The organism is Neobacillus sp. NPDC097160, from assembly GCF_044762155.1.
Lineage (GTDB): Bacteria > Bacillota > Bacilli > Bacillales > Cytobacillaceae > Neobacillus.
The window spans coordinates 1-26,956 of the sequence record NZ_JBIWDU010000027.1 but is presented as its reverse complement, the minus strand read 5'-3'; the positions used below and the strand labels follow the sequence as shown (position 1 = coordinate 26,956).

The following is a 26,956-nucleotide window of genomic DNA, read 5'->3' as shown; positions in this document are numbered from 1 at the left end:
TGTGACAATGGTTTAAGAGTGGACGAGCAATCATGAACAGTTTTTCTGCCTTTACAATCACAAAATCCTATTGTATACTACTTGAAGTTAAATCGGAATGATTCTTATAATTAAAGGTGAGAGCACAAATGTTGAAATCTATTATTGAAGTTAACCATCTTTTCTACCGTTATGAAAAGGATACAGTCCTAGAAAATATTAACATGACTATACCAGATGGCTCTTTTTTGGCGATTGTTGGCCCCAACGGCTCTGGAAAATCAACACTGTTAAAGTTAATTTTAGGTTTATTAAAGCCGCAAAAAGGAGAAATCCTTTTATTTGGCCAGGATATAAATAAATTTAAAGATTGGCAAAAGATCGGTTATGTATCACAAAAGGCCAATTCCTTTAATACTGGTTTTCCGGCATCCGTATTTGAAGTTGTCGCAAGCGGTTTAACTAAAAAGCTAGGCCTATTTACTTTTTTTAAAAAGGAACATTCTGAAAAGGTTAATGAAGCATTAGATGCTGTTGGAATGAAAGGGTTTAGAAACAGAAATATTGGAGAACTCTCCGGAGGACAGCAGCAAAGGGTTTTTATTGCCCGGGCCCTTGTTAGTGAACCAAGTCTTCTGATTCTTGATGAACCAACAGTTGGTGTTGATGCGGAAAATGTTAATTCCTTTTATCAAATGCTAGGTGAGTTAAATAAAAACCGAGAAATTACACTGTTATTGGTTACACATGATATTGGAGCGATCTCTGAAAAGATCTCACATGTTGCCTGTTTAAATAAACATCTGCATTTTCATGGGGAAACTGCAGAATTTGAGCAGCTTAATGGGGATGGTTTATCTAAAGTTTATGGCCATGATGTCCACGTACTTACCCACCATCATGAACACGGAGGCGTGGTAAAATGATTGAGGGAATTTTTCATTATGAATTTCTACAAAATGCCTTCTTAACAGGGATTATGATCGGGATTATCGCCCCGCTGCTGGGGGTTTTTATTGTTGTTAGAAGACTATCTCTGATTGCCGATGCCCTTAGCCATGTGACATTAGCAGGAATTGCGGCGAGCCTTCTAATTGAAAGAAAGTTTGCGATGATGGCAGGCTTAAATCCTCTTTACATGGGAATGGTTTTTTCGGTAGGGGGATCGTTGTTCATTGAAAAACTTAGAGGAGTTTATAAGCACTATCAGGAATTAGCCATTCCAATCATTCTTTCAAGTGGGATCGGGCTTGGGGTTATTTTTATTTCGCTTGCAAATGGATTTAACACTGACCTGTTTAGTTACTTGTTTGGCAGTGTATCCGCCGTTAGTCGAACAGATTTGTGGGTTATTTTAGTCATTAGTGTTTTGGTTGTTTTAGTTATTATTATGTTGTACAAAGAGCTATTTTTACTCTCTTTTGATGAAGAACACGCAAAAGCCTCTGGTATTGCAGCAAAAAGCATCCATTTCATTTTTATTGTTATGGTTGCTCTAGTCATTGCTGCTTCAATGAGAATTGTCGGGATTATGTTAGTATCCTCTCTAATGACATTACCGGTTGCTGCTAGTATTCGAATTGCTAAAGGTTTTAAACAAACCATTTTTTTATCTGTTATTTTTGGTGAAATTTCTGTGCTCGGCGGGCTATTTACAGCCTATTACCTTGACCTTGCACCAGGTGGAACGATTGTTATGCTCGCCGTTCTCATTTTAGCCTTAACGATCTTTTATAAAAAATTAACAAGTGCAATAGGAGGTGGAGCAGAGTGAACGTAGATGAAGCAATTCAATACTTAAAGGAAAATGGATTTAAACAGACAGGAAAAAGGGAGGATATGCTCCAATTATTTGCAGATAGTGATAAATATTTAACGGCTAAGGAGGTGCTTGATCAATTAAAGGATGATTATCCGGGGTTGAGCTTTGATACCATTTATCGAAACCTAACTTTATTTGTCAATATGGGGATATTGGAAATGACAGAGCTATCAGGTGAAAAGCATTTCCGCTTTACTTGTTCAAGACACCACCATCACCACCATTTTATCTGTCTAGACTGTGGAAAAACAAAAGAAATTGAAACATGTCCAATGGATGGATTAAGTGAAAATTTAAAGGGATACGATATATCCGGGCATAAATTCGAGATTTATGGGCGTTGTCCTGAATGCCATTAAAAAAACAGCTTGTGTCTGGCACAAGCTGTTTTTTTATTTTTATGTTAATTGAATGTGGCAGCCGCTTCACATTTTGTCTGATTCTGTTTTATCCAATTTGCCACCCATATATTGGCCTCTCTCCAATTATTTACGCGAATGACACCATTAGGAATGGACTCTTGATTATAGGGTGTATCAAATAAAATTACTGGTATTTGGCACTTTTCATGAATCATGACGGCGTTATCATGTTTATCCTCAAAAAAGATATCAAGCTTATGCTTTTTTACCATTTCCACTTTATCGTGCGAGCCGATTAATTCGATATGATGAAAGGTCAATCCATGATTGAAGAACCACTCTTCCGTGACATCTAGTAAGTGGGGACCGCGTGCACTGATAAGAAACAAGTCATAATTATTTTTCCACCTTTTGAGAACGTTCACCGCACCTTCTGCAGGAGGGGACCCTTTATAAATAGTTGGTTCATTTTCAGTAAACCATTTTGCAAACTCTTCTTCCGAAACATCAACGAAAGGTGTTAATTCATACTGGTTTACTTCCTCATACAAAATATTCATGTCAAATGCTCTATTAATAAAAGGGATAATGGATTTTGGACATGTTACGGTACCGTCAATATCGATTCCAAATCTTTTTCTCATTTTGTCTTCACCTTCGTCGGTTTAGGGTATCTCATTATATTTTACCAAAGTGGGGTGAACAATGAAGTACTTATTTTATAAGAAAATTTTTTTGGTAATTGAAATAATAACCTATTTAAGACAAACATTGACATAGTAAAAGTGAGCAAGACTAGAAACAATAATTAATGCTCCTATAACTGAAAGTGAGGGATTAGGATGGCAGATGAAAGAGACACGAGAGTGCAAGAAGCCCTTCGAAGTTCAATAATTGGTCAAGATATCCCCAATTCTCCCGCAGAATTCAGGGAGGAAGTAGCGTCTGAAGTGGCAGTACCTATTAAGACTTCCTACTCATTGAAAAAAGAAGAGCATGTTCCTGAAATTGGTGCATCTGTTCCATTACAATCTTCTGCATATAGGGAAGAAACAGCTGCAGAAATAGCTGCACCTGTTCCAACTGTACGAAGAAGGGAACGTGATGACTCTCGGGAACGAACAGCAGGCGGCACCGGCATGGGTACCCTTGCATTAGCACTATCGATTTTATCACTGTTTGTTATGCCCATTCTTTTTGGTGCTGCAGGGATTGTGTTAGGATTCGTTGCGAGAAGCAGAGGTGCCACAGGTCTTGGTGCTTGGGCCATTGGTATTGGTGTGATATCGATTGTTGTCGGTATCTTCATCCTTCCGTTTTTTTAACAGGTCTTGCAATAGGAGCAAAAAAAGAAACCCGGTTGGTTACCGGGTTTCTTGACGTTTATTTCGAAATCTTTTCTTCCTCAGCTTTTTTTTGGAAATATTCCGCAGCGACTAAATCAATTTCCTTTTTTAATTCCTCAACCATATCTGCTTCAGGAACCTTGCGGACGATTTCACCTTTTCTAAATAATAAGCCTTCCCCGCGGGCACCGGCAATCCCAATATCGGCTTCTCGAGCTTCACCAGGGCCGTTTACGGCGCAGCCAAGCACAGATACCTTAATCGGGGCCTTTATCGTAGAAATATACTCCTCGACTTCATTTGCAATACTAATTAGGTCAATTTCAATTCTTCCGCAGGTTGGACAGGAAATCAATGTCGCGGCATTGGAAGAAAGGCCAAATACTTTTAGGAGTTCTCGGGCAACTTTTACTTCTTCTACAGGGTCAGCACTTAGAGAGATACGAAGTGTGTTTCCGATTCCCATACTAATGATCGCTCCTAATCCTGCAGCGCTTTTTACTGTTCCAGAGAAAAGCGTTCCGGATTCCGTTATGCCCAAATGTAACGGATAATCGAAGGCACGAGCAGCTTTTTCATATGCTTCAATGGCAAGATTTACATCTGAGGCCTTCATGGAAACAATAATATCATGGAAATCCAAATCCTCAAGAATCTTGATATGATGAAGGGCACTTTCTACCATTCCATCAGCGGTTGGATAACCGTATTTTTCAAGAATTTTCTTTTCAAGTGAGCCAGCATTTACTCCAATTCGAATGGGAATTCCGCGTTCTTTGGCTGCCTTGACAACTGCTTCAACCTTTTCCCGTTTCCCAATGTTTCCTGGGTTAATTCTGATCTTATCTGCTCCACCTTCAATAGCTTTTAATGCTAATTTATAATCAAAGTGAATATCGACTACCAGTGGTATGTTAATTCTCTTTTTGATTTCCGGAATGGCATTTGCTGCGCGTTCATCAGGGCAGGCAACACGTACAATTTGGCATCCTGCGTCCTCAAGTCGTTTTATTTCAGCGACAGTTGCTTCAACATCATGGGTTTTTGTTGTTGTCATGCTTTGAATAATGATTTCATTGCTCCCGCCAATTGTTAAATTACCCACTTTAATTGGTCGAGTTTTTGTGCGATGTATAATTTCACTCACGTGGAATTCGCTCCTTTAAATTGGAATTCGAATATATGGTTAAAAATCAATCCGACTTTATTTTATCAGTCTCATACTAATTTTGACAAGAAAAGTGTCTATCCACTTTAGTTTGAGTAATCAGGGAATTGATATGTAGACCCAATTTGAATTTTTTCAGGGGTTTGCCCCGGATTTAATTTTCGAAAGTCTTCAATTAAATCTGTAATAGAAACAGGTAATGGCTTTTTTAGCTCGTGCTCTACAATCGAGATCACGGTTTCACCAGGTTGTACTTCTGCATCAAATGAAGGAATGTCCGATTTATGTTCCTTTGTAACAGTGGTCTCCACTTTTGCATCAACCTGCTTAGATTTGGAGGCAGGAAGGGTGCCGACAGTTAAATCGAAATAAATGACATATATAACCAAAATGACAAAGAGAAAACCAAATAACTTTTTCATCGGACAGGCCTCCATAATGGAATGTTTGTACATTCCTATGCTTGTCCATTCGGTAAAAGAACCTTTTTTTAAAAAATACGCCCAATTGTTTGGGCGTATTTTCTAGTCCGCTTTTTTCGGTTTTGGCATTTCGTTAATAGCTAAGTATAAGACAATAATCGCAACCACCCAATTGATGATAAAGCTGTTTGGTACGGATGTTTTAATGGCTGCCATAACCGTGAAAAATAGGGTTGGCAGGGTTTCACTGTATGCGGCCATTCTCCATAATTGCCGGTAATTCGCTTTTCGGCCTAAAAGATTTTTTAAAGCTAGACCAAACAAGGCCAAAATGGATACCTCAATAAAGCTAGCAGCACTTGAAAATAAATAAATAAAAACAGATACTACAGGAATGATAATCCCCTTCATTCCACTGATCGTATCAATAAAATCAAGGAAATCGCTTTTTGTGATTTGAAGGTTTTCCAGCATTGAATATGGATAGGAATCAACCCTGCCGCCTGATGAAAGGACAAATTTATCCTTCAACATGGCAAATGCATTTCCCTCATTCACCACATCCGAATCAGAAATAACTCCAGTTGGATCAATAATAATGGTAAAATCATCTTTATTAATCGTAACCGGTACATCTGTTTTTGCAGATAGCTGACCATTCTTAATCGAAAAGTCGGGTGCTTCATCCTTTATAATTGATCTTGCTGAATCTATTCCGGTAGTAAGTGCATTACTTAAAAAAATGACGGACGGAAGAATAGAAATAAAAGTTAGGAAAAAAACATATAAAATGGTTTTTCCAATTCCTTGAAAACGAAATAAAGCAATATCCTTGGGAGAGTAAATACTTTTATAAAATTGTTTGAAAATGTTCATACTGGACCACCTTTATACAGATTCACCATTCTATTGTAGCTTGTGTTCCCTTTATACACAAGGATGATAATGTTGAAACTACTTTGATGAATGGTTTATAGAAATATGGCGAGAATAAAGCCGCCTTTTTTTCTAAAAGGCGGCTTTCATCAATTAATTAAGACCACAAATTTCAAATGAACAGTTTTGGCAATCTACTTCTTCTTTTAAATAATTTACATTTTTCACGGTAAACTTTTGATTTTCATATGAAATAATATTTTTCTCACGAAGATCCTTTAGGGTACGTTGAATGACTTCTCTTGTACCGTAAGTTAAATTAGCTAATTCCTGGTGCGTTAATGGCAGGTCAATAAGAATTCCACCCTCTGTCTTCATCCCATAGGAATTACATAGGCGGATGAGGATAGAGTATAGACCGCCTTTTTTTCCATTCATGATTAAGTCCTGGCATTTCATTTGTGCCTTTAAATACCCTGTGCTTAACCATGCAACAAGTGCATTCATGGCTTCGGGGTCTGTTAAAATATATTCTTCAAATTGTTCCTTTTTAATGAAAAGCAGTTCACAGTCTGTTAGTGCTTTGGCATAAAATTGATGATGAGGATTTGCTTTAAACAGCTGGTATTCGACAATTAATTCCCGATCGTTTAAAATTTTTAAAATAAAATCCTTACCCCTTAGGTGAACCCTCCCAAGAGCAATACTACCTTTAAGCAATAAGTAAACATATTCAACCGAATCCTTTTCTTGAAAAAGAACAGAACCAGATTTGAATTTTTGGATTGGCTCACTTTTTTGGAAAAATTGGACCATTAAACTATATATTGACATGGTGCTTTTTTGCATAACGATCACTCCTTTATTACCCTTCAGTTTGATTAAAATGAATTATTAACATCATGTCAATAATTTATTTACATGATTTGGAAGTTTTTTGATGGGGTTATGACAAAAATCGTTGACAGCATGCAGTTTTGGTGAAACATGACAATTTTTCGAAATATGAATCATGCATGTATTTATGAAAGTCACGGGAATAAAAATTTGTTCAATGGGGATTGTATATGTGTTGGCTAAGCATTTTATTTGTAACAATGAACAAATTTTGGTATGTTTAGACTAAAGCTTTAGAAATATTCTTAAAATGTAAGAATTACTAAAGCCCAAAAAATAATCGTACATAGGAGGAATTTTATTATGGCATTTGAATTACCAAAATTACCTTATGCAGAAGATGCACTTGAACCACATTTTGACAAAGAAACAATGAATATTCATCACACTAGACACCACAACACTTACGTTACAAATTTAAACAATGCATTAGCAGGTAATGAAGAATTACTTTCTAAATCAGTTGAAGAAGTAATTGCTAATTTGGATGCGGTTCCAGAAGCTGCGCGCACTGCTGTACGAAACAATGGCGGCGGACATGCAAACCATTCTTTATTCTGGCAAATTCTTTCTCCAAATGGCGGCGGCGCACCTGCCGGTGAATTAGCTGATGCGATTAACAGCAAATTTGGCAGCTTTGAAAGCTTTAAAGAAGAGTTCGCTAAAGCAGCAACTACTCGTTTCGGCTCTGGCTGGGCATGGTTATCTGTAAACAACGGTGAATTAGAACTATCCAGCACTCCTAACCAAGACTCTCCATTAATGGAAGGAAAAACTCCTATTCTTGGTCTTGATGTTTGGGAGCATGCCTATTACCTAAAATATCAAAACAAACGCCCAGACTACATCGGCGCTTTCTGGAATGTAGTAAACTGGGATGAAGTTTCTAAACGTTACAACGCAGCAAAATAAAATAGTATGAAAAAAGGCAACCAAGAGTTGCCTTTTTTCGTTTTCCTAAAATATTGAATAAGAACCACAGCCCAGATAAAGACTACCCTTATACAAAGGGGAGTTTTTTTTATGGCAAAAAAATTCAAGATTTTAGGTGATGTAGAATTAACCAAAGATTTATCGCTTTTGCTAATAATTGGCGGGTTATACTCATTGAGTATTGCCCTATCCAACACATTTGTGAATATTTATCTTTGGAAACAAACAGGAAAGTATTCAGATTTAGCCCTTTACAACCTCGCAATTGTTGTCTTGCAGCCGTTAACATTTATTTTAGCAGGGCGATGGGCAAAGAAAATTGACAGGGTGATTGTCCTTAGGATAGGTGTTATTTTTTTGGCGTTATTTTATCTTGCCGTTTTAATAACGGGTACCAAGGCAGCCACCTACTTACTATTACTAGGAAGCCTTCTTGGAATCGGATATGGTTTTTATTGGCTTGCCTATAATGTTTTAACATTTGAAATTACGGAGCCAGAGACACGAGATTTTTTTAATGGCTTATTGGGTACGTTAACGTCTGCTGGGGGAATGATTGGGCCAATTGCGGCTGGAATCATCATTACAAGATTTGAAAAATTCACCGGATATACAATCATTTTTGGTATATCTTTAGCCTTATTCGCCTTAGCCGTTTTCATGAGTTTTTCATTAAAGCCAAGACCTGCCAAAGGGAGGTACTGCTTTAAGCGGATATTAGCGGAAAGAAAACTTAATGAAAATTGGCGTCTCATTACCAATGCCCACTTTTTTCAGGGACTAAGAGAAGGGACGTTTTTATTTGTTATTTCCGTCTTTGTATACATTTCGACGGGAAGTGAATTGGCTTTAGGGACATTTGGATTAATTAATTCCGGTATCTCATTTATTGCCTATTATTTAGCCTCACGATTAATTAAAAAAAGTTTTCGAAAGAAAGCCATCCTGATTGGCGGGATCATCCTTTATGCCGCTGTCCTACTGATTGTTTGGGATATAAATTTTGTTAAATTGTTAATCTACGCAGGGATGATTGCAATTGCTTACCCACTTTTGCTCGTCCCATATATGTCAACTACATATGATGTAATAGGAACCGGTTGGAAAGCAGCGGAAATGAGAATTGAATATATAGTGGTCCGTGAGATTTTCTTAAATATAGGGCGCATTGTATCCATCCTAGCCTTTCTAGCTGCGGTAACCTGGTTTGATGAGGAGTCAAGCATTCCCATTCTACTCTTATTCTTGGGTGCCGGCCATTCCTTAATTTATTTGTTTATTAAGCGGGTAAAAATACCGGAAGTAAAAATGCGATGAGTGTCTTCCTGCTCATCGCATTTTTTTAATGAAGAAAGGGTTTCATTTCGACTTTGAGAAATGTCCAGCTCCAGCGCCCTAGCGGCTAGTGTCCTTCGCTCTCCGCCCTACGATAAGTCAACATCGAATCGCCTTTCGGCTCTTCGTGTTTCCCTTATCTCAGTTGGAGCGCTCCAGGCCATACGCCTCTGACCAGGGCACTTTCGCTTTTCTTAAAATTGGTAAGGGTTATTCATAGATAAATGGGACATTATCTTATAAAATAGAGAAAGTTATGTTAACCCTTGAAAAAAGGAAGTGTAGATAGATCTTGGATAATAAAAAGAAAAAGAAGAAGACACATGTCCCGTTTCGCTTAAACATGGTATTCTTTGTTGTGTTTATACTTTTTTCTGTTCTCATTCTTCGCCTTGGCGAATTACAAATTGTCTTTGGTGATGATTTTAAACGTGAAATTGAACGGACAGAAGATATTACTGTTAATAACCCGGTGCCGAGGGGAAAAATGTTCGACCGAAATGGAAAGGTCATTGTTGATAATACCCCGTTAAATGCAATCACTTACACTAAATACCAATCAGCCGATCAAAAAGAAATGATTGAAACAGCAGAAAAATTAGCGAAACTTATTACCAAAGATACCTCTAAAGTTCCTGAACGTGAGAAAAAGGATTTTTGGATCATAAAACACCCTGAAGAAGCAAAAGCAAAAATCACCAAAAAAGAATGGGATTTATATGATCAGAAAAAATTAGATGATAAGGAAATATATAACTTGCAGGTTGCCCGGGTTACTCCAAAGGAAGTATCAAGTCTTACACCTGAAGAGCTTGAAACGATTGCCATCTACCGGGAATTTAATAGCGGCTATGCTTTAACACCACAAATTGTCAAAAATAAAGATGTAACTCCTGAAGAATTTGCGGTTGTCAGCGAAAATTTAGAGAATCTCCCAGGTGTCGATACAACAACAGACTGGGAACGAATGTATGCGTTTGGCAATACGTTAAAATCAATTTTAGGGGATGTATCTACCTCTGAAGCAGGCATTCCAAAAGAACAGCTTGAAAAATATCTCGCCCGTGACTACAGCCGAAATGACCGGGTTGGAAAAAGTTATCTTGAGCTTAAATATGAAGATGTCCTCCATGGTCAAAAAGCAAAAGTAAAAAATGTAACAGATAAGACAGGAAAAATTCTTTCTACTGAAGTCATCTCAGAAGGGAAGCGGGGGAAAGACCTTGTCTTAACAATCGATATGGATCTGCAGCAGCAGGTAGAAAAGATTATTGAAGAAGAGATGTGGAGTGCCAAGCAAAAACCTGGCACCACTCTTTTGGACCGTGCCTTCGTGGTAGTAATGAATCCTCACACTGGGGAAGTGTTGTCGCTAGCGGGAAGGCAAATTGGCAAGGACAAAGACGGGAAAACGGTTATGAACGACTATGCCGGCGGTAATATTACCTCCTCCTATAATGTTGGTTCTGCTGTTAAAGGAGCGACCATATTAACTGGCTATAAAACTGGCGCTATTAAGCCGGGGGATTACTTAGTTGATGAGCCATTAGTATTCAAAGGAACACCAAAGCCCAAAAAATCTTGGAAGACATTTGGCTCCATAAATGACCTAAGAGCATTGCAAGTTTCTTCCAACGTTTACATGTGGAAAACTGTCATTGCAATGGGACAAGGAAAGTATATTCCAAAGGGTCCGCTTGTATTGGAAACGGATAAAACGTTTAGTACGATGCGTCAATCCTTTAGCCAGTTTGGTCTTGGTACTCGAACCGGGATTGATCTGCCAAATGAAATGAGCGGTTTTCCGGGGTCTGAGAATAAGCCTGGGTTACTTCTTGACTTTGCAATTGGTCAGTATGATACGTATACACCAATCCAGCTCGCGCAGTACGTGTCCACAATTGCGAACGGAGGTAACCGTGTGCAGCCGCATATTGTAAAGGAAATTCGCGAACCAGTCATGGAAAATAATGAATTGGGTCCTATAATCGAAGAGATCCAACCGAAAGTGCTGAATCATTTAGATATGAAAGGTGAATGGATCAAGCGGGTTCAAGATGGATTCAGGATGGTTATGCAGGTTGGCGACGGTACTGGAGTTGGTACCTTTAAAGGTGTTACCTATAATCCGGCAGGTAAAACAGGAACTGCAGAGGCGTTTTATGACGGTCCAGTTAAATCGCAAAAGAATACACCAGTAATGAACTTAAGTCTTGTCAGCTTTGCACCGTTTGATAATCCGGAAGTGGCTATGGCCGTTGTTGTACCATGGGCCTATCAAGGGAATACTGGTCCAAGTGTTAATATGACAATCGGTAAACGAGTTTTAGATGCCTATTTCGATTTAAAAAAATCACGACCGCTTAATGAAGGAACGGAAGGTACTGAGCAACAATCAACTAATGCTGACACTATTCAAAATAGCCAGCAATCAGGACAATAATGACCAATAAAACATCTGTCTCAATTGAGGCAGATGTTTTTTTCACATAAAGATTTTGCTTAATGAGCAACATAAAACTAAGATTTTGTAGACTACGGTTAGTGAAGCTAAGCAATTGAGGAAATTTGTCGAATTTACAAAAGAACAATGTATATTTACAAAACCTTTACAATTCATTAAAACGCAGTTTACACTTATCCCGTATTCTTATACATGTAAGGCAGACAAACATCATCACCAACAAAAACCTTAGGGGGAATAAAGGAAATGAAAAGTTTGAAAAAATTTAGCCTACTTACTATATTTGCAGCGTTAATGGTAGTTATGGCTGCTTGTGGTGGCGGTACATCAACAGACAAAACAACAGAAACTGACAAATCAGCGGCACCAAAAACGGAAGAAAAGAAAGAACTTTCCGGCTCATTGAGCGTTTCAGGTTCATCTGCCATGCAGCCATTAGTTGCAGCAGCAGCTGAAAAATTTATGAATGATAATCCAAAAGTAGATATTCAAGTACAAGCCGGTGGATCTGGTACAGGCTTATCACAAGTTTCTGAAGGATCTGTACAAATTGGTAACTCAGACGTATTTGCTGAAGAAAAAATCCCCGATAAAGCAAGTGAGCTTGTTGACCATAAAGTAGCTGTTGTGGGTATGACTGCTGCAGTTAATCCTAAAGTTGGTATTAAGGATATTAAAAAAGACGATTTAATTAAAGTATTCACAGGTAAAATTACAAACTGGAAAGAGCTTGGCGGAAAAGATCAAAAGATCGTGCTTGTAAACCGTCCTGATTCATCTGGAACACGTGCAATATTCAATAAGTTTGCACTTGATGGTGCAACACCAGCTGAAGGTATTACTGAAGATTCTTCAAACACTGTTAAAAAGATTATCAACGAAACTGACGGAGCAGTTGGTTACCTTGCTTTCTCATACTTCACTGATGATGCTGTTACACCACTTGCGATTGATGGTGTGGAACCAACTGAAGAAAATGTACAATCCGGTAAATTCCCAGTTTGGGCTTACCAACATTCTTATACCAAAGGTGAAGCAACTGATGTAGCAAAAGCGTTCTTAGACTACTTAATGTCAGATGATATCCAAACAACTTTATTAAAGGAACAAGGATATCTTCCTGTTACAAAAATGAAAGTAGAACGTGATGCAAAAGGAAATCAAAAGAATTTATAAAAAGATGTAAATAAATAAACGGGGTAAATGCGCTAGGGCATTTACCCTATTATGACGTATTTTAGGAGTGTTTGGTGCATTATGGAAAAGATAATTCCGGCAAAGGAAAGATTGTTAAAATCCGAAAAAAATTGGATGGATGGGGAATTACGCGGAAAGATTCTTGTGATCATATGTGCCGTAATCATGATATCCGCAACCATATCCATTACCATATTTCTTGGCACAAAGGGTTTACAATCATTTATCAAAAATGGTGTCAGTCTTATTGAGTTCTTAACCAGTACACATTGGAATCCTACAAATAAAGCCAATCCGGAATATGGTGCTTTCCCATTTATTTTTGGCTCATTTGCTGTAACCTTTCTATCAGCTATTGTAGCAGCTCCATTAGGCATTGGCGGCGCGATATTTATGACAGAGATTGCACCATCTTGGGGAAGAAAAATATTACAGCCAGTTGTTGAACTATTAGTTGGAATTCCTTCTGTTGTTTATGGATTCATCGGGCTTACAGTATTAGTTCCATTTATCAGGAGTCATGTTGGCGGACTAGGTTTTAGTTTGCTTTCAGGCGTAATTGTCCTGTCGATTATGATATTGCCAACGATCACGACTATTGCAACAGATGCAATGAGCTCATTACCGAAGAATTTAAGGGAAGGCTCTTACGCACTAGGTGCAACACGCTGGCAAACGATTCGTAAGGTGCTCATTCCCGCAGCACTACCTTCATTACTTACGGCGGTCGTCCTCGGGATGGCGCGGGCATTTGGAGAAGCTCTAGCCGTGCAAATGGTCATCGGAAACGTGAGAAATTTACCTTCAAATCTTTTAGATGCTTCGGCAACTTTAACAACCATTATCACGTTAAACATGGGTCATACCACATATGGCAGTGTTGAAAATAACACACTATGGTCGCTTGGCTTAATTTTATTAGTGATGTCTTTCGTGTTTATTCTCCTGATTCGTTATCTATCATCAAGGAGGAAAATGTAATGAAAAGCAAAACCGCAGACAGAATAGCCACGGGAGTGTTTATTGCTATTGCCATAATCATTATTACTATTCTAGTTGGATTATTCTCGTATATTTTAGTGAATGGACTTAAACATGTAACTTTTGATTTTTTAACTTCTCCTTCTAGCAACATAAGTGCAGGCGGGGGGATTCGCGATCAATTATTTAATTCTTTCTATGTACTTTTTATTACGATGGTCATTGCGATTCCGCTTGGTTTAGGCGGAGCAATTTATATGGCTGAATATGCTAAGCCGGGCAAGATCACGGATATTATCCGATCTTGTATTGAAGTACTTGCCTCATTGCCATCGATTGTCATTGGTATGTTTGGATTATTGATTTTCGTTAATACAACAGGATGGGGGTACACCATTTTAGGAGGCGCCTTAGCGTTAACGATTATTAACCTTCCTTCCATTGTACGGGTGGGTGAAGACGCAATTCGATCCGTGCCTCGTGATTTAAAGGAAGCAAGTCTAGCCTTAGGGATTACCAAATGGCATACGATAAAGACTGTTATTTTACCAAGTGCATTCCCATCGATTTTAACAGGAGTAATTCTGGCTGCGGGCAGGGTATTTGGTGAAGCTGCCGCACTTTTATTTACAGCAGGTCTTTCAACACCAAGACTCGATTATGCCAATTGGAACCCATTTTCTGAGCAATCGCCATTGAATATTTTTCGACCTGCTGAAACTCTTGCCGTCCACATTTGGTCAGTTAATACCCAAGGGTTAATACCTGATGTTGAGGAAATTTCGAGTGGTTCAGCAGCAGTACTTGTCATATCAGTTTTACTATTTAACCTATTAGCTAGATATATTGGAAGTATCATTACGAAAAAAATTACTGCAACTAAATAAAGGGCAGGTGAGAACGGATGGTTACAACAATTATGGAAAAGGAATCTACAGAACAAACTATACAATCAACCGTCCCGTTGCAAATGAATCATATTTTAAATGTAAACAAATTAGAAATATTCTACGGGGATAAACGTGCCGTTAACGGTATTTCAATGGATATTGGAAAGAATGCGATAACAGCACTAATTGGACCTTCTGGCTGTGGAAAGTCCACGTTTTTAAGAAGCGTCAATCGGATGAATGACCTGATTCCAGGTGCAAGAGCGCAAGGTGAAATCCTTTATGAGGACATCAATATTTTGTCTGAACAAATAAATGTGGTGGCACTACGAAAAGAAATTGGAATGGTTTTTCAAAAGCCTAACCCATTTCCAAAATCAATTTATGAAAATATTACCCATGCGCTTAAATTTGCGGGTATTAAAAATAAAAGCAAGCTTGATCAAATTGTTGAAGAGAGCTTGCAAAAAGCAGCATTATGGGATGAGGTGAAGGACAGGCTTCATAAGTCAGCACTCTCCCTATCAGGAGGACAGCAGCAACGGCTATGTATTGCAAGGACGATTGCAATGAAACCGACGGTGATGCTCCTTGATGAACCATCTTCGGCGCTGGACCCTATCTCTAACGCAAAGGTAGAAGATTTGATCGTTGATTTGAAAAAGGATTATTCGATTATCATTGTCACCCATAATATGCAGCAGGCTTCCCGCATTTCCGATAAAACAGCCTTCTTTTTAAGCGGTGATTTAATTGAATATGATGATACAGAAAAAATCTTCACCAATCCTTCTGTCAAGAAGACGGAAGAATATATCTCAGGAAGATTTGGATAAGGGGGAACTGGAATGACAATTCCAACATTGACCAGAGAAATATTTGATGTTAAGAACTTAAATTTATGGTATGGAGATCATCATGCACTAAAGGGCATCAACTTTCCGATTAACAAAAAAGAAGTAACGGCAATCATTGGACCATCAGGATGCGGAAAATCCACTTTTATTAAGACACTCAACTTGATGATCAATATGGTTCCTAATGTTAAAATGACCGGGGAAATTAATTTAAACGGAAAAAATATATTAGACGAGAAAAACGATCTAGTTGAACTTCGTAAACATGTTGGCATGGTTTTTCAGAAGGGAAACCCTTTTCCACAATCTATTTATGATAATGTCGCCTACGGTCCAAGAGTTCACGGAATCAAAAAAAAGAAGCACCTTGATGAGATTGTCATTAAATCACTAATGGATGTGGCTTTATGGGAGGAAGTTAAAGACCGTTTAACTGCACCTGCTCTCGGATTATCCGGGGGACAACAGCAACGGTTATGTATCGCTAGAGCCTTAGCGACAAAACCGGATGTTTTGTTAATGGATGAGCCAACATCTGCCCTGGACCCGATTTCAACCTTAAAAATTGAAGAATTGATATTGGAATTAAAAGAAAAATATACCATTGTGATTGTCACCCATAACATGCAGCAAGCATCGAGGGTATCAGATAAAACTGCCTTCTTTTTAATGGGGGAATTAATCGAACTAGATTCAACGTCTACTATTTTTTCAAATCCAAAAGACTCACGTACTGAAGGTTATATTACTGGAAGATTCGGATGAAGAGGTGGCATAAATGAGCGCAAGAGCAAATTTTGATCAAAATTTAAAAGAGTTAAAAGAAATGCTTTTAAAAATGGCCCATATATCGGAACTAGCAATCAAAGAAGCGATGATTGCACTTTTAAATCAGGACATGGACAAGGCGAAGAAGGTTATTGATGGAGATAATGTAATCGATGATTTAGATTATGAAATTAACAATAAGGCATTATTATTAATCGCAAGAGAATCGCCTGTAGCAACCGATCTTAGGAAAATTAGTGTAGCATTAAAGGTTTCATCTGAAGTGGAACGGCTGGCGGATATCGCAGTAAATATTGCCAAATCTGCCCTTCATATCGGCAATGAAGAGCATTTTAAAGAAATTATTGATATTCCCAAAATGATGGAGATGGCCTTAGAAATGCTTTCTGAATCCATCACTGCCTATTATTCCGATGATATTGAACTGGCTAAAAAATGCGCGGAAAAAGATGATGAAGTAGACAAAATGTTTGGGGACTTAGTACACGAATTATTGAGCTATATCCCACAGAATCCGAACTCAACAAACCAAATTATCCAATTAGCATTTATTTGTAGATATATTGAAAGGATTGCGGATCATTCAACGAATATTGCTGAGAATGTTCTATATCTGGTAACGGGAAAACGCGTTAATTTAAATGCATAAAAGCAGAAAAAAGAAATTTCAACGATGGGGCTCATAAGAAAGCTCCATCTTTTTTTTATGGGAAAAAGTGTCGAAAAATTTTGTGAGTTCAAAAATGAAGACTGTTGCTTTATGTAGAAAGATGCATTTATCCCAAAAATTTTAAAAAATTCCTATCCTTGAACTTGCCTGTTGTATGGACTAGCAAGATACGACAAATTGTGTTTATTGTATGCTTCCCAATCTGATGATACGATTAAATCACCACTAATTTATGAATAATTTGATTTAAAGTGCATATATAGATAGTTTGCAGAATGGAGGAAAGAAATGATTGGGGAAATGATCAAACTAAGTGAAGAAGGATTAATGCCACAGAAGGGTCAGCTGAAGGCAAAACTAGTTGCACCTCGAAAAATAATTGTCTTTTGGGAAGCTTCCAAATTGCCTAAAAAGATTATTGAACTATTTTTTCATCGAAAGTTTGAAGAGCTGGTCACAGTTGTAAGAATATATGATGTAACCAATCTTATCTTTAATGGAAAACATGCTCATCATTTTTACGATATCCCTGTTCCTTACCACAGTGAACACTGGTTTGTTAAAGGATTGGTGGAAAACCGCTGCTATATAGTTGAATTAGGTGTTTATTTTTCGGAAATCGAGTTTTTCCCACTGTATCGTTCGAAATACATCCAAATGCCTTCGCCCGAAATACCAAACGGAGATGGTAACATTCAGGATTTATTGCCATTCCAGCGATATGAAGACCAACCTCCTCAGTGGATGGAACAGGTAAGTACTTACAGCTATTACTTGAAATCTACTAACTTGGAGGAGACAAATGAATAACCATATTTCCGAACAAGTTGACTTAGACCGTAAACCGCTAATCAATTGGCAATTAACCATCTTGATACTTTGCTGGGAATTCCCACCCAATATTGTGGGCGGCCTTTCAAGACATGTATTCGGATTGTCAACTCATTTGGCAGAAAGGGGTCATGAAGTCCATGTTTTAACGGCGGGAAATAGCGGGCTTCTATCATTTGAAAAAATGAATGGTGTGAATGTCCACCGTGTGAATCCAGTAAATGAACGAGATGATCATTTCCTTTCATGGATTGCCGGCCTTAATTTGGCAATGGCATTCAAGGCTGAGCAGCTAACAGATGAGATAAAATTTGATTTCCTGCATGCTCACGATTGGCTGGTCGGTGCAGCATCAATTGCATTAAAGGAGTCACTAAGTATCCCGTTATTAACGACTATTCATGCTACTGAACATGGAAGGAATAATGGTATTCATACTGAGATGCAGCAATTTATCCATGACAAGGAACAACAATTAATCGTAGAGTCTGATCAACTCATTGTTTGTAGTGAATACATGAGGGATGGACTTGTTTCCATATTTAATGCCAAAGATGAAAAGATTACCATTATTCCAAATGGAGTTGAACCCTTAGAGTCAAAGCGAAATTTAGAGGAAATCTTTCCTGGTCTGAAACAAAAAAAATACATTTTTTCGATTGGGAGAATTGTTAAGGAAAAGGGTTTTGAAACGATTCTAAAGGCTGCAGCAATTGCCAAAGAAAAGAATCTAGAGTGCTTTTTTGTTGTTGCGGGGAAAGGTCCGATGCTTGAAACCTATCAACAGCAAATTTCTGCGAGGAGTTTAGACAAGTATGTAACCTTTATTGGTTATATAACTGATGAACAAAGGAATGCTCTTATTCAAGGAAGTGAGGTAGCGGTAATTCCAAGCCTATATGAACCATTTGGCATTGTTGCCCTGGAAACGATGATCCTCGGGAAACCAACGATAGTCTCCAATACTGGCGGTATGAAAGGGATCGTGAAGCATTTACAAACGGGAATGCTGATGGTTCCTGGCGATGCAGAAAGCCTCCTGAAACAAATCGATTTCCTTATGAATAATCCAGAGAAAGCAGAAGAAATTGGTAATAAGGGAAGGCGAATTGTAAAAATTTTATATGGCTGGAAGCGCATTGCTTCGGAAACAAGCAGGGTAATGGAAGATACTTTATTAAATAAACGGATAAATGAAAATAGGCAAAAGGAAACACCAAAAAATAAAAAAAGGTGTAAACAATGATGAACCTAACTGAATTACAAAAGAATCAACACATTCCTAAATCACAATTACCGACGGAAATTCTCCAATTTGTTCCTGGAATTTGGGTAAATGGCAAGTATCTTTGGCTGCAAAACTGTACTGAAAAGGTCATTTACGACGAAGAATTAATTATGAAAGTGAAGCAGGAACAAATCCACTCTAAAATTCGTTTTTCAAGTATTTTTGTAAGTAATCATAGCAATCAGACGAAAGAGATAAAAATTTTAGCCATGCACCATTTTTTAAATGTCGGACAAGACCATTTAACATTTGTTTCTCCGACAGATAATCAAATTTTTCACCATGCAAATAAAAAGGTTTTTCTTGTTAACGCACAATATCAACATTCAGGCATGCAAGAATACACCGCCATTCCGTTGTGGAATGCATACACCGATCAAATCTGGAGTTCGCTTCATAATGGGAGCTTAAAATTTCAGCCAATGGCTAAAGGTTCGGCAGCTAGTATCTTTGCCATGAAAATGTCGATTGCACCTCATGAAACCAGTAAAATGAACACATGGACGATTAATGGTTCAAGCAAAAATGAATTGATTTCAATGGAGCACGCACTTTTAAAAAACACACTAGCATTTCCTGTGGAAAAATGATATTATAGAAAAGTCGTATGCACGAACTAGCTTAATCGTTTGGAGGGAAATTGACATGCGTGTAAATATTACGTTAGCTTGCACTGAGTGTGGAGATCGTAACTATATTTCAACAAAAAATAAACGTAACAACCCGGATCGTCTTGAGCTTAAGAAATATTGCCCAAGAGAAAAGCGTACAACAGCACACCGTGAAACAAAATAAGCAGTAGGGCTTCCTGCTGCTTTTTTTGTTGTCTAAAAGTTAGGAGGAACATACATACATGAATGATAAAAATATTGTTCGTAATCAGGTAAAGGAGTCTCTCTCAAAGCTTACCAAACCCCTCTACGAAGATTATTCCTATAAAATCGCAGGCAGGCTTTATGAAGATGAAGACTTTAAACATGCAGAGGTAATCGGGATTACGGTTTCGAAACAGCCTGAAGTCGATACATACCAAATTATCCGTAAAGCATGGGAACTGAGAAAACAAGTGGTTGTCCCAAAATGTTATCCGAAGGAAAAAAGACTAATCTTCAGAACTTTACGAGAATTTTCTCAGCTTGAATCCGTCTACTATGGATTACTTGAGCCGATCGAAGCATTGACCACCGAAGTTCCTGCCAATAAGATTGATCTTTTAATTGTTCCTGGTTTGGCTTATACGTTGGAGGGTTATCGCTTAGGTTTTGGCGGTGGATATTATGATCGATACATACCAAATTTCTTAGGTAAAACCCTATCACTCGCCTTTAAAGAACAAATCATCCCGCAATTCCCTGTGGAAGGGTTCGATATCCCAGTTGCTAAAATTATTACAAACGAAAGTACCATTTACATAAAATGATAAACGTTACAATCATTATTTGTGTAATCATTGTAACTGGAATTTGTGGTTACCTGGTTAAATCCTTGACCAAATCAGGTGCATCGGCAGCGATTTTAGTTGGACTGGCCGTCTATGCTGGTTTTGGAGTAAATGGACTCTTATTACTCGGCACCTTCTTTGCCTCTTCAAGTCTTTGGTCAAATTATAAAAGTTCCTTAAAGAGGACGATCGAAGAAAAATTGGCTAAAGGGACAACAAGGGATTGGCGTCAAGTGATAGCCAACGGGGGAGCAGCCGGACTTTTTAGTATTATTCATTATTTTCATCACGGCAGCGTCTGGCTAATTGCGTTTGTTGTTTGTCTTGCAAGTGCTAATTCAGATACATGGGCATCAGAAATCGGCAGTTTAAGCCGAAAGAATCCAATTTATATCCGGACATTTAAGCGTATTGAAAAAGGGACATCAGGAGCGATCAGCTTATTAGGAAGTACAGCAGCACTTGCTGGATCGTTGCTTATTTCAATCATCAGTTTTTGGTTATTCCATTTAGATATTAAGTTAACTTTACTTGTATTTCTCTTTGGTTATATCGGTAATGTCATCGATACGGTAGTGGGAGCCTTTTACCAACAAGTATATGTGTGTCAGCATTGCGGTATTGAGACAGAAAAAAAGAAACATTGTCAGCAGCCAACAACTAGAATAAAAGGGTTCACCTTAGTGGATAATGATATGGTGAATTTTCTCTCGGGCTTTCTTGCTGCAGTGTTAGCCCTAGGAATCATTTTAGTGTTATAGTAAGCTAACTACTTTTGCAATAATATTAATAAATAGGGTCTACTGGAGGAATGGTCATGTTAAAACGTGTTAACAGGGTTGCATTAATTGGAACTGGCTCTGTTGGTTCAAGCTATGCGTTTGCCCTTTTAAATCAAGGCATTACTGAAGAGCTTGTCCTAATTGACTTAAATAAAGATAAGGCAGAAGGGGACGCAATGGATTTAAACCATGGACTCCCATTCGCTCCATCACGGACGAAAATCTGGTATGGTGATTATCAGGATTGCGGTGAAGCTGATTTAGTTGTGATCACAGCGGGAGCAAACCAAAAGCCTGGTGAAACGCGGCTTGATTTGGTTGAAAAAAATACAAAAATTTTTAAAGGTATTGTCGAGGCGATTATGGCAAGTGGATTTGATGGTATTATCCTAGTTGCCACCAACCCAGTGGATATTTTAACATATGCAGTTTGGAAGTTTTCCGGCCTGCCAAAAGAGCGGGTAATTGGCTCTGGAACGATTTTGGATACCGCACGGTTCCGCTTTTTGCTGGGAGATTATTTTGATGTTGATACGCGGAATGTTCATGCTTATATTATTGGAGAACATGGTGATACAGAGCTTCCTGTATGGAGCCATGCTGATATTGCCGGTACATCCATTTCTGAATGGACAAAAAATAAGGATGGATATAATCAAGAGGATTTGAATCAAATCTTTTTGAATGTTCGTGATGCTGCCTACCATATCATCGAGCGGAAAGGTGCCACATATTATGGTATCGCTATGGGGCTTGTCAGATTGACAAAGGCCATTCTTGAAAATGAAAATTCTGTTTTAACCGTTTCTGCCTATTTGGAGGGAGACTACGGACAACATGATATTTACATCGGTGTACCTGCTGTAGTCAACCGTAAAGGAATTAGACAAATAGTCGAGCTTGATTTAAATGAAGAGGAAAAGGCAAAATTCACGAACTCTGTTCAAGTTTTAAAGAAAACAATGGAGCCTGTGTTTAAAAATATCGAATTGTAATGGATCGGATTCTACCATTCGATCCTTTTTTCAGTATCCTTGGATAAAATGGCTGCCGCTAACACAGAATAATAGCAGGAGGGATGTACGATGTCTCGAATGTTAACATCGATTTTTATGATTGGTTCCATTGGATATTTTGCTTACCGCTTCCGATACCGAATTATCAATGTGCTGCTTGGTTCAAGCTGGATGCGCCGGCTTGCAGTTGGATCCATGATGAGCTTACCCGGTGTGAAAAATAAAATGATGAAATCGGTATTTGGAAGACCATCTGAATGGTGAAAACCACAGATGGTTTTTTACTTTTGTAGAGTTTATTAATTGTCCACATTTTAAGATGATTCAGTCATGTAAAACGTCTTCCTTCGTTTATAATGAAACTAATGCGGTAAAAATGAATACATATTATTAATCAGATTGTCACGATGGATGACTTCGGCATGGCGTATTGTAATGGAAAGAAGGGGAGAAATGAATAATAAAGAGGGGTACATTTTTTGGAGGCTGGCTTATTCTTTCATCTCTGATCATGGTTATCGAATTATTCAATTATTTGAAAATCAAAAAGAACTATGGCTTGAAAAATTAGAAAATAAGAAGGCTCCGATTATTCGCATGCTGCTTCAAGATTTAGATTGGGGTAATGCCATGCAGAGAGATATTGAATTTACTGCTTCTAATGGAGAAAGAGTCCGCAAACAAATTGGCCGTACTGAATTAAATGTTGTTAATATCTACATCAGCCAATTTCCACCTGTTGATGAATATGAATATCGAATAGCTAAACCCTTTGTATATCCTGAAGGAAATAAAACGATGGTTAGCTCGATTCTGTTAGCAAAAGGGGAATATGATCCTGGTTTCGATCGGATTTCCGAAAGGATAGGGGCTGAGATTCACTTTTCCCTTAATGAGGATTATTCTGAACAAGATGTTGAATCCTTAAAGAAAGCAACATTGGATTTTGCAATAAAAAAAGTAAAAACGGAAAGGGCAATTCTCTCAACTGGAAACCCCTTCTTTACCTATGTATTTATCGTTATCCAGGTAGCTGTCTTTTTCTGGCTTGAACTGCACGGTGGGAGCACCAATACTTCCACGCTAATTAAATACGGGGCAATGGTGAAGCAATTAATTAATGGTGGAGAATGGTGGAGATTTATTACACCCGTTTTCTTGCATATTGGATTTGTGCATTTGGCAATGAACACCCTTGCCTTGTATTTTCTTGGGACGACAGTCGAAAGGATATTTGGTAAGGGGCGTTTTCTATTTATTTACTTGTTTGCTGGTGTTACGGGTTGTATTGCCAGTTTTATCTTTAGTGCTACCATATCCGCAGGAGCAAGCGGTGCAATTTATGGTTGTTTCGGTGCGTTATTGTATTTTGGTGTAATCTATCCAAAATTATTTTCCCGGACAATGGGGATGAACTTAATCTTTATTCTTGGAATAAACCTTGTTATTAGTTACACAGCATCCGGGATCGATATGGCCGCCCATCTAGGAGGGTTAGCAGGGGGTTTCTTAGCAGCAGGTATTGTTCACTTTCCTAAAAAGAAAAGGCTTATAGGGCAAATGTTGTTTTTAATTGCTTCAGGAGCTATTTGTTGGGGAGCATTATCATATGGATTCCATTCAGTGGCAAAAACCCTTGAAGAACAATCGGTTATTATAAAGGCTCAAGAGTATGTTAATCAAGAAGATTATCAACATGCCTATCATTTATTAAAGAATTTTGAAGAGAAAGCAGCCAATCCTACTGAAAAAACATATGTCATTTTAGCCTTTGTAGAGTATAAGCAAGATATGTTTTCGAATGCCAAGAAACATCTGCAAAAAGCGATAAGTCTTGACGAAAATTTCGCACCGGCCTATTATTATCTTGCATTAGTAAATTTAAATGAGGATAATGTTAATCAAGCCAAAATAAATGCAGAAAAGGCTGCAAAACTAAGCCCGGATGATAAGGGATTTTCGAATTTAGTAAATTATATTCATCAACTTCAATCAACTGGCGAAGGCGGGGAGTAATACCAGAAATGAAATCAATCTATGAGATTCAACAATTTTTAAAGCAATTTGGAACGATTATTTATGTTGGTGATCGTGTCGGAGACCTTGAATTAATGGAATCAGAATTAAAGGAGCTTTATCAGGCCCAATTAATTGAAACGAGGGAATTCCAAACAGCGCTTTTAATTCTAAGGCACGAAATCCAAATACAAAAAGAAAAAAGTAAACAAAGATAGGTGAGTTACGTGGCAGAACAATGGATAGCTGGAGTCGATCTTGGTGGTACAACTACTAAAATAGCCTTTATTACGATGGATGGAGAAATCGTTCATAAATGGGAAATACCAACGGATAATTCTAATGAGGGTCAAAATATTACTACAAATATTGCGACTGCAATAGCTGAAAGGCTTTCACAAATTGACGAGACAAAAGACAAGTTAGCAGGAATTGGAATGGGTGCACCGGGGCCGGTGGACTATGAAACTGGGATTATATTGAACGTGGTCAATTTAGGCTGGAAGGATAACTATCCGCTTAAAGATAGTCTTGAAACAGCAGCCTCCCTCCCGGCAGCGATTGAAAATGATGCAAATTGTGCGGCATTGGGTGAGATGTGGCAGGGTGCCGGTAACGGCGCTACAGACCTTGTTTGTGTTACATTAGGGACTGGTGTTGGCGGCGGAGTGATTGCTAATGGAAATATTGTTCAAGGAATAAATGGGGCAGCAGGAGAAATAGGTCATATTACGGCAATTCCCTCTGGTGGTGCTCCTTGTAATTGTGGGAAGACGGGCTGCCTTGAAACAGTTGCTTCCGCCACTGGAATTGTTCGTTTAGCAATGGCAGAAGTTAATAAAAATGAATCATCTGGTGAATTGAGCAAACTGATTGCGGTAAATGGGAAAATTACCGCTAAAGATGTATTTGACTCTGCAAGAAATGGAGACCAAATGGCCAATAAAATATTGGAAGAGGTTTCCTTTCATTTAGGGTTTGTGTTAGCAAATATTGCCAACACCTTGAATCCGGAAAAAATTGTTTTAGGCGGCGGTGTTTCAAAAGCAGGAAAAGTTTTATTAGATGCAGTAAATGAAAAGTTCGCAAAGTTTGCTTTTTCTGCAGTAAGAGATTCTACAGAATTAGCTTTAGCAACTTTAGGAAATGATGCAGGTGTACTTGGTGCTGCCTGGCTGATAAAAAATAAATTGAATCAATAAATTATGAAGGAAAAGCCCGCAGAAACGCGGCTTTTTTCCTATTTTTTTAATATGATTGAAATATTGAAACATTTTTGTTAAAAATACGTACTAACATAGAGAGTGTAAACCGGGGAGGGAATTTGATTAAATTGAACAAGCTAAAACGAACAAATTGTGTTTCCTTTATCCTCATGTTTATTTTATCGACCCTCCTTTTAGGTGCATGCACGAATAAGGAGCAGCCTAAAAATAAAATTCCAGCTAAAAATGAAAAGCCTAAAGCACCCGTTGCTGCACTAGAGAATGAGTGGAAGTTACCTATTTCGATTCCAAAAAGAGAAGGTGAATTTTCCAGGCTCGCTGGCTGGCTTTCTGACACAGAGCTCCTTTATATTACCAATCTTGAACAAACTTCAAGTGTCTTTCGTTACAATCTATTATCAGGTAAAAGTGAATTAATATATAGGTGTGGGAGTCCAATTGTCACTGTACAAATCAGTCCCACAAGAAAATTCCTTTTGATCCATTCCTCACCGTCATCATATGAAGGACTTGTCACGATCATCGATTCAAAAGGAACAGAACTATCGAAGCAATCTTTTGCATCCTATGAATTAGTATTTGAATGGAATCCTTATAATGAGTTTGAGGTGTTGGTTTCGAAATTTGATGAGGATTGGAACTTTCAACTTTTTTTATTAGATATTAACAATGCCAAAACTACGGAGATTTATTTGCCGCAGCCTTTTGTTAAGTGGATGGATGAGAGCGAGGTAGCCTTTTTAAATTGGGATGAAAGTAATCCCTCATTATATGCCCCGCTTGTCGTGAAAAGGTTAGACAATGGAATGGAAAAAACAGTATTACCATCAGCCATTCAGTTTTCCGCTTTTCGCAGCCTGCTCATGGCGGTTACTGTTAATGAGCAAGACAAGAAGATGGCCGATTATTCTTTTTTTGACCATGAGATGAAAAAGCTATTCACATTTTCAATCCCGCAGTTAACAAAGTTTTCAGATTGGTTAGTTCCTTTTTATGACTATAATGTCCAGATGAAACAATTTATTACCTTTAGTCCACTTAAAAGCGGTGAAGCTGATTCTTATTCTGACGGCTTCCAGCTTCTAACCTTTGATCTTAAAAAAGGGAGTAGTACACTGATTATGGAAGGATTGCAAAATGAACCAATCAATTTTTCGCCATCAGGTAAGGCACTTCTTTATGGCAACCAGTTTGAAAAAATAATCGATATAAATGCTAAAAAAATATATAATGTGATAAAAGAATAACGATTGTATATAAAAAAGACTGTCATTTTGATATTATCCCCTTTAGGTAGACAGTGTAAAAAAGTCCATTATTTCTTATGGATGATACACTACTACTTGGAGGGGATTTTTCTATGGCAAA

The 26,956-nt window shown here is 38.0% G+C and carries 30 protein-coding genes; 25 read left to right on the top strand and 5 right to left on the bottom strand.

Annotated features, from left to right (window positions below):
* Positions 1–128: 128 nt before the first annotated feature.
* From ACIQXV_RS26975 to zur, 3 genes are read left to right on the top strand one after another with little or no spacing between them, the layout of a single operon-like run.
* Positions 129–905 carry a metal ABC transporter ATP-binding protein gene (locus tag ACIQXV_RS26975; protein ID WP_402964613.1) on the top strand — a complete coding sequence of 259 codons (777 nt, stop codon included), beginning with the start codon at positions 129–131 and terminating at the stop codon, positions 903–905.
* Complete coding sequence (locus ACIQXV_RS26970; protein WP_402964610.1) at positions 902–1,753, top strand: metal ABC transporter permease; 852 nt, start codon at positions 902–904, stop codon at positions 1,751–1,753. Before ACIQXV_RS26975 ends, ACIQXV_RS26970 begins: the two co-directional genes overlap by 4 nt.
* Positions 1,750–2,160 carry a zinc uptake transcriptional repressor Zur gene (zur, locus tag ACIQXV_RS26965; protein ID WP_402964607.1) on the top strand — a complete coding sequence of 137 codons (411 nt, stop codon included), beginning with the start codon at positions 1,750–1,752 and terminating at the stop codon, positions 2,158–2,160. The genes ACIQXV_RS26970 and zur overlap by 4 nt, the downstream gene beginning before the upstream one ends.
* A gap of 44 nt (positions 2,161–2,204) precedes the next feature.
* Here the strand turns inward: zur and ACIQXV_RS26960 are convergent, their stop codons facing one another.
* Entirely contained in the window at positions 2,205–2,807 is a 603-nt protein-coding gene (locus tag ACIQXV_RS26960; RefSeq protein WP_402964604.1) for a hypothetical protein, read from the bottom strand.
* 336 nt (positions 2,808–3,143) lie between these two features.
* Here ACIQXV_RS26960 and ACIQXV_RS26955 point away from each other — a divergent pair, with 336 nt between their 5' ends.
* Positions 3,144–3,488: a hypothetical protein gene (locus tag ACIQXV_RS26955; protein WP_402964704.1), complete on the top strand. Its 345-nt coding sequence runs from the start codon at positions 3,144–3,146 to the stop codon at positions 3,486–3,488.
* A gap of 58 nt (positions 3,489–3,546) precedes the next feature.
* On the opposite strand, the gene ispG is transcribed toward ACIQXV_RS26955, so the two are convergent.
* From ispG to ACIQXV_RS26935, 4 genes are all read right to left on the bottom strand, one after another.
* Positions 3,547–4,647, bottom strand: a complete 1,101-nt coding sequence (gene ispG, locus ACIQXV_RS26950; protein WP_402964702.1) for a flavodoxin-dependent (E)-4-hydroxy-3-methylbut-2-enyl-diphosphate synthase — start codon at positions 4,645–4,647, stop codon at positions 3,547–3,549.
* A gap of 116 nt (positions 4,648–4,763) precedes the next feature.
* Positions 4,764–5,099: a hypothetical protein gene (locus tag ACIQXV_RS26945; protein WP_402964601.1), complete on the bottom strand. Its 336-nt coding sequence runs from the start codon at positions 5,097–5,099 to the stop codon at positions 4,764–4,766.
* A 102-nt stretch (positions 5,100–5,201) separates the two neighbouring features.
* Positions 5,202–5,975, bottom strand: coding sequence for a DUF1189 domain-containing protein (locus ACIQXV_RS26940; protein ID WP_402964598.1), 774 nt, complete (start codon positions 5,973–5,975; stop codon positions 5,202–5,204).
* A 153-nt stretch (positions 5,976–6,128) separates the two neighbouring features.
* Positions 6,129–6,824, bottom strand: a complete 696-nt coding sequence (locus tag ACIQXV_RS26935; RefSeq protein WP_402964595.1) for a Crp/Fnr family transcriptional regulator — start codon at positions 6,822–6,824, stop codon at positions 6,129–6,131.
* A 351-nt stretch (positions 6,825–7,175) separates the two neighbouring features.
* On the opposite strand from ACIQXV_RS26935, the gene ACIQXV_RS26930 reads away from it, so the two are divergent.
* From ACIQXV_RS26930 to ACIQXV_RS26830, 21 genes are all read left to right on the top strand, one after another.
* Positions 7,176–7,784 carry a superoxide dismutase gene (locus ACIQXV_RS26930; protein ID WP_402964592.1) on the top strand — a complete coding sequence of 203 codons (609 nt, stop codon included), beginning with the start codon at positions 7,176–7,178 and terminating at the stop codon, positions 7,782–7,784.
* A 111-nt stretch (positions 7,785–7,895) separates the two neighbouring features.
* Positions 7,896–9,122 (top strand): MFS transporter, encoded by a 1,227-nt coding sequence (locus ACIQXV_RS26925; RefSeq protein ID WP_402964589.1) that lies wholly within the window; start codon positions 7,896–7,898, stop codon positions 9,120–9,122.
* A gap of 361 nt (positions 9,123–9,483) precedes the next feature.
* Positions 9,484–11,583 carry a peptidoglycan D,D-transpeptidase FtsI family protein gene (locus ACIQXV_RS26920; RefSeq protein WP_402964700.1) on the top strand — a complete coding sequence of 700 codons (2,100 nt, stop codon included), beginning with the start codon at positions 9,484–9,486 and terminating at the stop codon, positions 11,581–11,583.
* Positions 11,584–11,850: 267 nt separating this feature from the next.
* On the top strand, positions 11,851–12,780 hold the full coding sequence (locus ACIQXV_RS26915) for a phosphate ABC transporter substrate-binding protein (protein ID WP_402964586.1): 930 nt from the start codon (positions 11,851–11,853) through the stop codon (positions 12,778–12,780).
* A gap of 81 nt (positions 12,781–12,861) precedes the next feature.
* Positions 12,862–13,782 (top strand): phosphate ABC transporter permease subunit PstC, encoded by a 921-nt coding sequence (gene pstC, locus ACIQXV_RS26910; protein ID WP_402964583.1) that lies wholly within the window; start codon positions 12,862–12,864, stop codon positions 13,780–13,782.
* Positions 13,782–14,669, top strand: coding sequence for a phosphate ABC transporter permease PstA (pstA, locus tag ACIQXV_RS26905; RefSeq protein ID WP_402964580.1), 888 nt, complete (start codon positions 13,782–13,784; stop codon positions 14,667–14,669). The genes pstC and pstA overlap by 1 nt, the downstream gene beginning before the upstream one ends.
* A 32-nt stretch (positions 14,670–14,701) precedes the next feature.
* The gene (gene pstB, locus ACIQXV_RS26900; RefSeq protein ID WP_402964698.1) at positions 14,702–15,508 is read left to right on the top strand and encodes a phosphate ABC transporter ATP-binding protein PstB; all 807 of its coding nucleotides are present in this window, start codon (positions 14,702–14,704) and stop codon (positions 15,506–15,508) included.
* Between the two features lie 12 nt (positions 15,509–15,520).
* A complete protein-coding gene (gene pstB / locus ACIQXV_RS26895) occupies positions 15,521–16,294 on the top strand; it encodes a phosphate ABC transporter ATP-binding protein PstB (RefSeq protein WP_402964577.1) in 774 nt (257 codons plus the stop codon).
* 13 nt (positions 16,295–16,307) lie between these two features.
* Positions 16,308–16,967, top strand: a complete 660-nt coding sequence (phoU, locus tag ACIQXV_RS26890) for a phosphate signaling complex protein PhoU (RefSeq protein ID WP_402964574.1) — start codon at positions 16,308–16,310, stop codon at positions 16,965–16,967.
* 309 nt (positions 16,968–17,276) lie between these two features.
* Positions 17,277–17,798, top strand: a complete 522-nt coding sequence (locus ACIQXV_RS26885; protein WP_402964571.1) for a DUF4912 domain-containing protein — start codon at positions 17,277–17,279, stop codon at positions 17,796–17,798.
* The gene (locus ACIQXV_RS26880; protein WP_402964568.1) at positions 17,791–19,065 is read left to right on the top strand and encodes a glycosyltransferase family 4 protein; all 1,275 of its coding nucleotides are present in this window, start codon (positions 17,791–17,793) and stop codon (positions 19,063–19,065) included. Before ACIQXV_RS26885 ends, ACIQXV_RS26880 begins: the two co-directional genes overlap by 8 nt.
* Entirely contained in the window at positions 19,062–19,697 is a 636-nt protein-coding gene (locus tag ACIQXV_RS26875) for a hypothetical protein (protein WP_402964565.1), read from the top strand. Before ACIQXV_RS26880 ends, ACIQXV_RS26875 begins: the two co-directional genes overlap by 4 nt.
* A 55-nt stretch (positions 19,698–19,752) precedes the next feature.
* Complete coding sequence (gene rpmG, locus ACIQXV_RS26870) at positions 19,753–19,902, top strand: 50S ribosomal protein L33 (protein ID WP_015594975.1); 150 nt, start codon at positions 19,753–19,755, stop codon at positions 19,900–19,902.
* 58 nt (positions 19,903–19,960) lie between these two features.
* Positions 19,961–20,527 (top strand): 5-formyltetrahydrofolate cyclo-ligase, encoded by a 567-nt coding sequence (locus ACIQXV_RS26865; RefSeq protein WP_402964561.1) that lies wholly within the window; start codon positions 19,961–19,963, stop codon positions 20,525–20,527.
* Positions 20,524–21,309, top strand: coding sequence for a DUF92 domain-containing protein (locus tag ACIQXV_RS26860; RefSeq protein ID WP_402964558.1), 786 nt, complete (start codon positions 20,524–20,526; stop codon positions 21,307–21,309). Before ACIQXV_RS26865 ends, ACIQXV_RS26860 begins: the two co-directional genes overlap by 4 nt.
* Before the next feature lie 56 nt (positions 21,310–21,365).
* A complete protein-coding gene (locus ACIQXV_RS26855; RefSeq protein ID WP_402964555.1) occupies positions 21,366–22,325 on the top strand; it encodes an L-lactate dehydrogenase in 960 nt (319 codons plus the stop codon).
* Positions 22,326–22,415: 90 nt separating this feature from the next.
* The gene (locus ACIQXV_RS26850; protein WP_402964552.1) at positions 22,416–22,610 is read left to right on the top strand and encodes a hypothetical protein; all 195 of its coding nucleotides are present in this window, start codon (positions 22,416–22,418) and stop codon (positions 22,608–22,610) included.
* A 189-nt stretch (positions 22,611–22,799) separates the two neighbouring features.
* On the top strand, positions 22,800–24,362 hold the full coding sequence (locus ACIQXV_RS26845) for a rhomboid family intramembrane serine protease (RefSeq protein WP_402964549.1): 1,563 nt from the start codon (positions 22,800–22,802) through the stop codon (positions 24,360–24,362).
* A gap of 8 nt (positions 24,363–24,370) precedes the next feature.
* Entirely contained in the window at positions 24,371–24,580 is a 210-nt protein-coding gene (locus ACIQXV_RS26840; RefSeq protein WP_402964546.1) for a YqgQ family protein, read from the top strand.
* Positions 24,581–24,589: 9 nt separating this feature from the next.
* Entirely contained in the window at positions 24,590–25,564 is a 975-nt protein-coding gene (locus ACIQXV_RS26835; RefSeq protein WP_402964543.1) for an ROK family glucokinase, read from the top strand.
* 122 nt (positions 25,565–25,686) lie between these two features.
* Positions 25,687–26,835 carry a YqgU-like beta propeller domain-containing protein gene (locus ACIQXV_RS26830; RefSeq protein WP_402964540.1) on the top strand — a complete coding sequence of 383 codons (1,149 nt, stop codon included), beginning with the start codon at positions 25,687–25,689 and terminating at the stop codon, positions 26,833–26,835.
* The last annotated feature ends 121 nt before the right edge of the window (positions 26,836–26,956 follow it).

Bases quoted from the DNA above. Each gene is read 5' to 3' on its own strand.
- ACIQXV_RS26975 (WP_402964613.1), top strand. From the start codon at position 129: ATGTTGAAATCTATTATTGAAGTTAACCATCTTTTCTACCGTTATGAA.
- ACIQXV_RS26970 (WP_402964610.1), top strand. From the start codon at position 902: ATGATTGAGGGAATTTTTCATTATGAATTTCTACAAAATGCCTTCTTA.
- ACIQXV_RS26960 (WP_402964604.1), bottom strand. From the start codon at position 2,807: ATGAGAAAAAGATTTGGAATCGATATTGACGGTACCGTAACATGTCCA.
- ACIQXV_RS26945 (WP_402964601.1), bottom strand. From the start codon at position 5,099: ATGAAAAAGTTATTTGGTTTTCTCTTTGTCATTTTGGTTATATATGTC.
- ACIQXV_RS26940 (WP_402964598.1), bottom strand. From the start codon at position 5,975: ATGAACATTTTCAAACAATTTTATAAAAGTATTTACTCTCCCAAGGAT.
- ACIQXV_RS26935 (WP_402964595.1), bottom strand. From the start codon at position 6,824: ATGCAAAAAAGCACCATGTCAATATATAGTTTAATGGTCCAATTTTTC.
- ACIQXV_RS26930 (WP_402964592.1), top strand. From the start codon at position 7,176: ATGGCATTTGAATTACCAAAATTACCTTATGCAGAAGATGCACTTGAA.
- ACIQXV_RS26925 (WP_402964589.1), top strand. From the start codon at position 7,896: ATGGCAAAAAAATTCAAGATTTTAGGTGATGTAGAATTAACCAAAGAT.
- ACIQXV_RS26920 (WP_402964700.1), top strand. From the start codon at position 9,484: ATGGTATTCTTTGTTGTGTTTATACTTTTTTCTGTTCTCATTCTTCGC.
- ACIQXV_RS26915 (WP_402964586.1), top strand. From the start codon at position 11,851: ATGAAAAGTTTGAAAAAATTTAGCCTACTTACTATATTTGCAGCGTTA.
- pstC (WP_402964583.1), top strand. From the start codon at position 12,862: ATGGAAAAGATAATTCCGGCAAAGGAAAGATTGTTAAAATCCGAAAAA.
- pstA (WP_402964580.1), top strand. From the start codon at position 13,782: ATGAAAAGCAAAACCGCAGACAGAATAGCCACGGGAGTGTTTATTGCT.
- pstB (WP_402964698.1), top strand. From the start codon at position 14,702: ATGGAAAAGGAATCTACAGAACAAACTATACAATCAACCGTCCCGTTG.
- pstB (WP_402964577.1), top strand. From the start codon at position 15,521: ATGACAATTCCAACATTGACCAGAGAAATATTTGATGTTAAGAACTTA.
- phoU (WP_402964574.1), top strand. From the start codon at position 16,308: ATGAGCGCAAGAGCAAATTTTGATCAAAATTTAAAAGAGTTAAAAGAA.
- ACIQXV_RS26885 (WP_402964571.1), top strand. From the start codon at position 17,277: ATGATTGGGGAAATGATCAAACTAAGTGAAGAAGGATTAATGCCACAG.
- ACIQXV_RS26880 (WP_402964568.1), top strand. From the start codon at position 17,791: ATGAATAACCATATTTCCGAACAAGTTGACTTAGACCGTAAACCGCTA.
- ACIQXV_RS26875 (WP_402964565.1), top strand. From the start codon at position 19,062: ATGATGAACCTAACTGAATTACAAAAGAATCAACACATTCCTAAATCA.
- rpmG (WP_015594975.1), top strand. From the start codon at position 19,753: ATGCGTGTAAATATTACGTTAGCTTGCACTGAGTGTGGAGATCGTAAC.
- ACIQXV_RS26865 (WP_402964561.1), top strand. From the start codon at position 19,961: ATGAATGATAAAAATATTGTTCGTAATCAGGTAAAGGAGTCTCTCTCA.
- ACIQXV_RS26860 (WP_402964558.1), top strand. From the start codon at position 20,524: ATGATAAACGTTACAATCATTATTTGTGTAATCATTGTAACTGGAATT.
- ACIQXV_RS26855 (WP_402964555.1), top strand. From the start codon at position 21,366: ATGTTAAAACGTGTTAACAGGGTTGCATTAATTGGAACTGGCTCTGTT.
- ACIQXV_RS26850 (WP_402964552.1), top strand. From the start codon at position 22,416: ATGTCTCGAATGTTAACATCGATTTTTATGATTGGTTCCATTGGATAT.
- ACIQXV_RS26845 (WP_402964549.1), top strand. From the start codon at position 22,800: ATGAATAATAAAGAGGGGTACATTTTTTGGAGGCTGGCTTATTCTTTC.
- ACIQXV_RS26840 (WP_402964546.1), top strand. From the start codon at position 24,371: ATGAAATCAATCTATGAGATTCAACAATTTTTAAAGCAATTTGGAACG.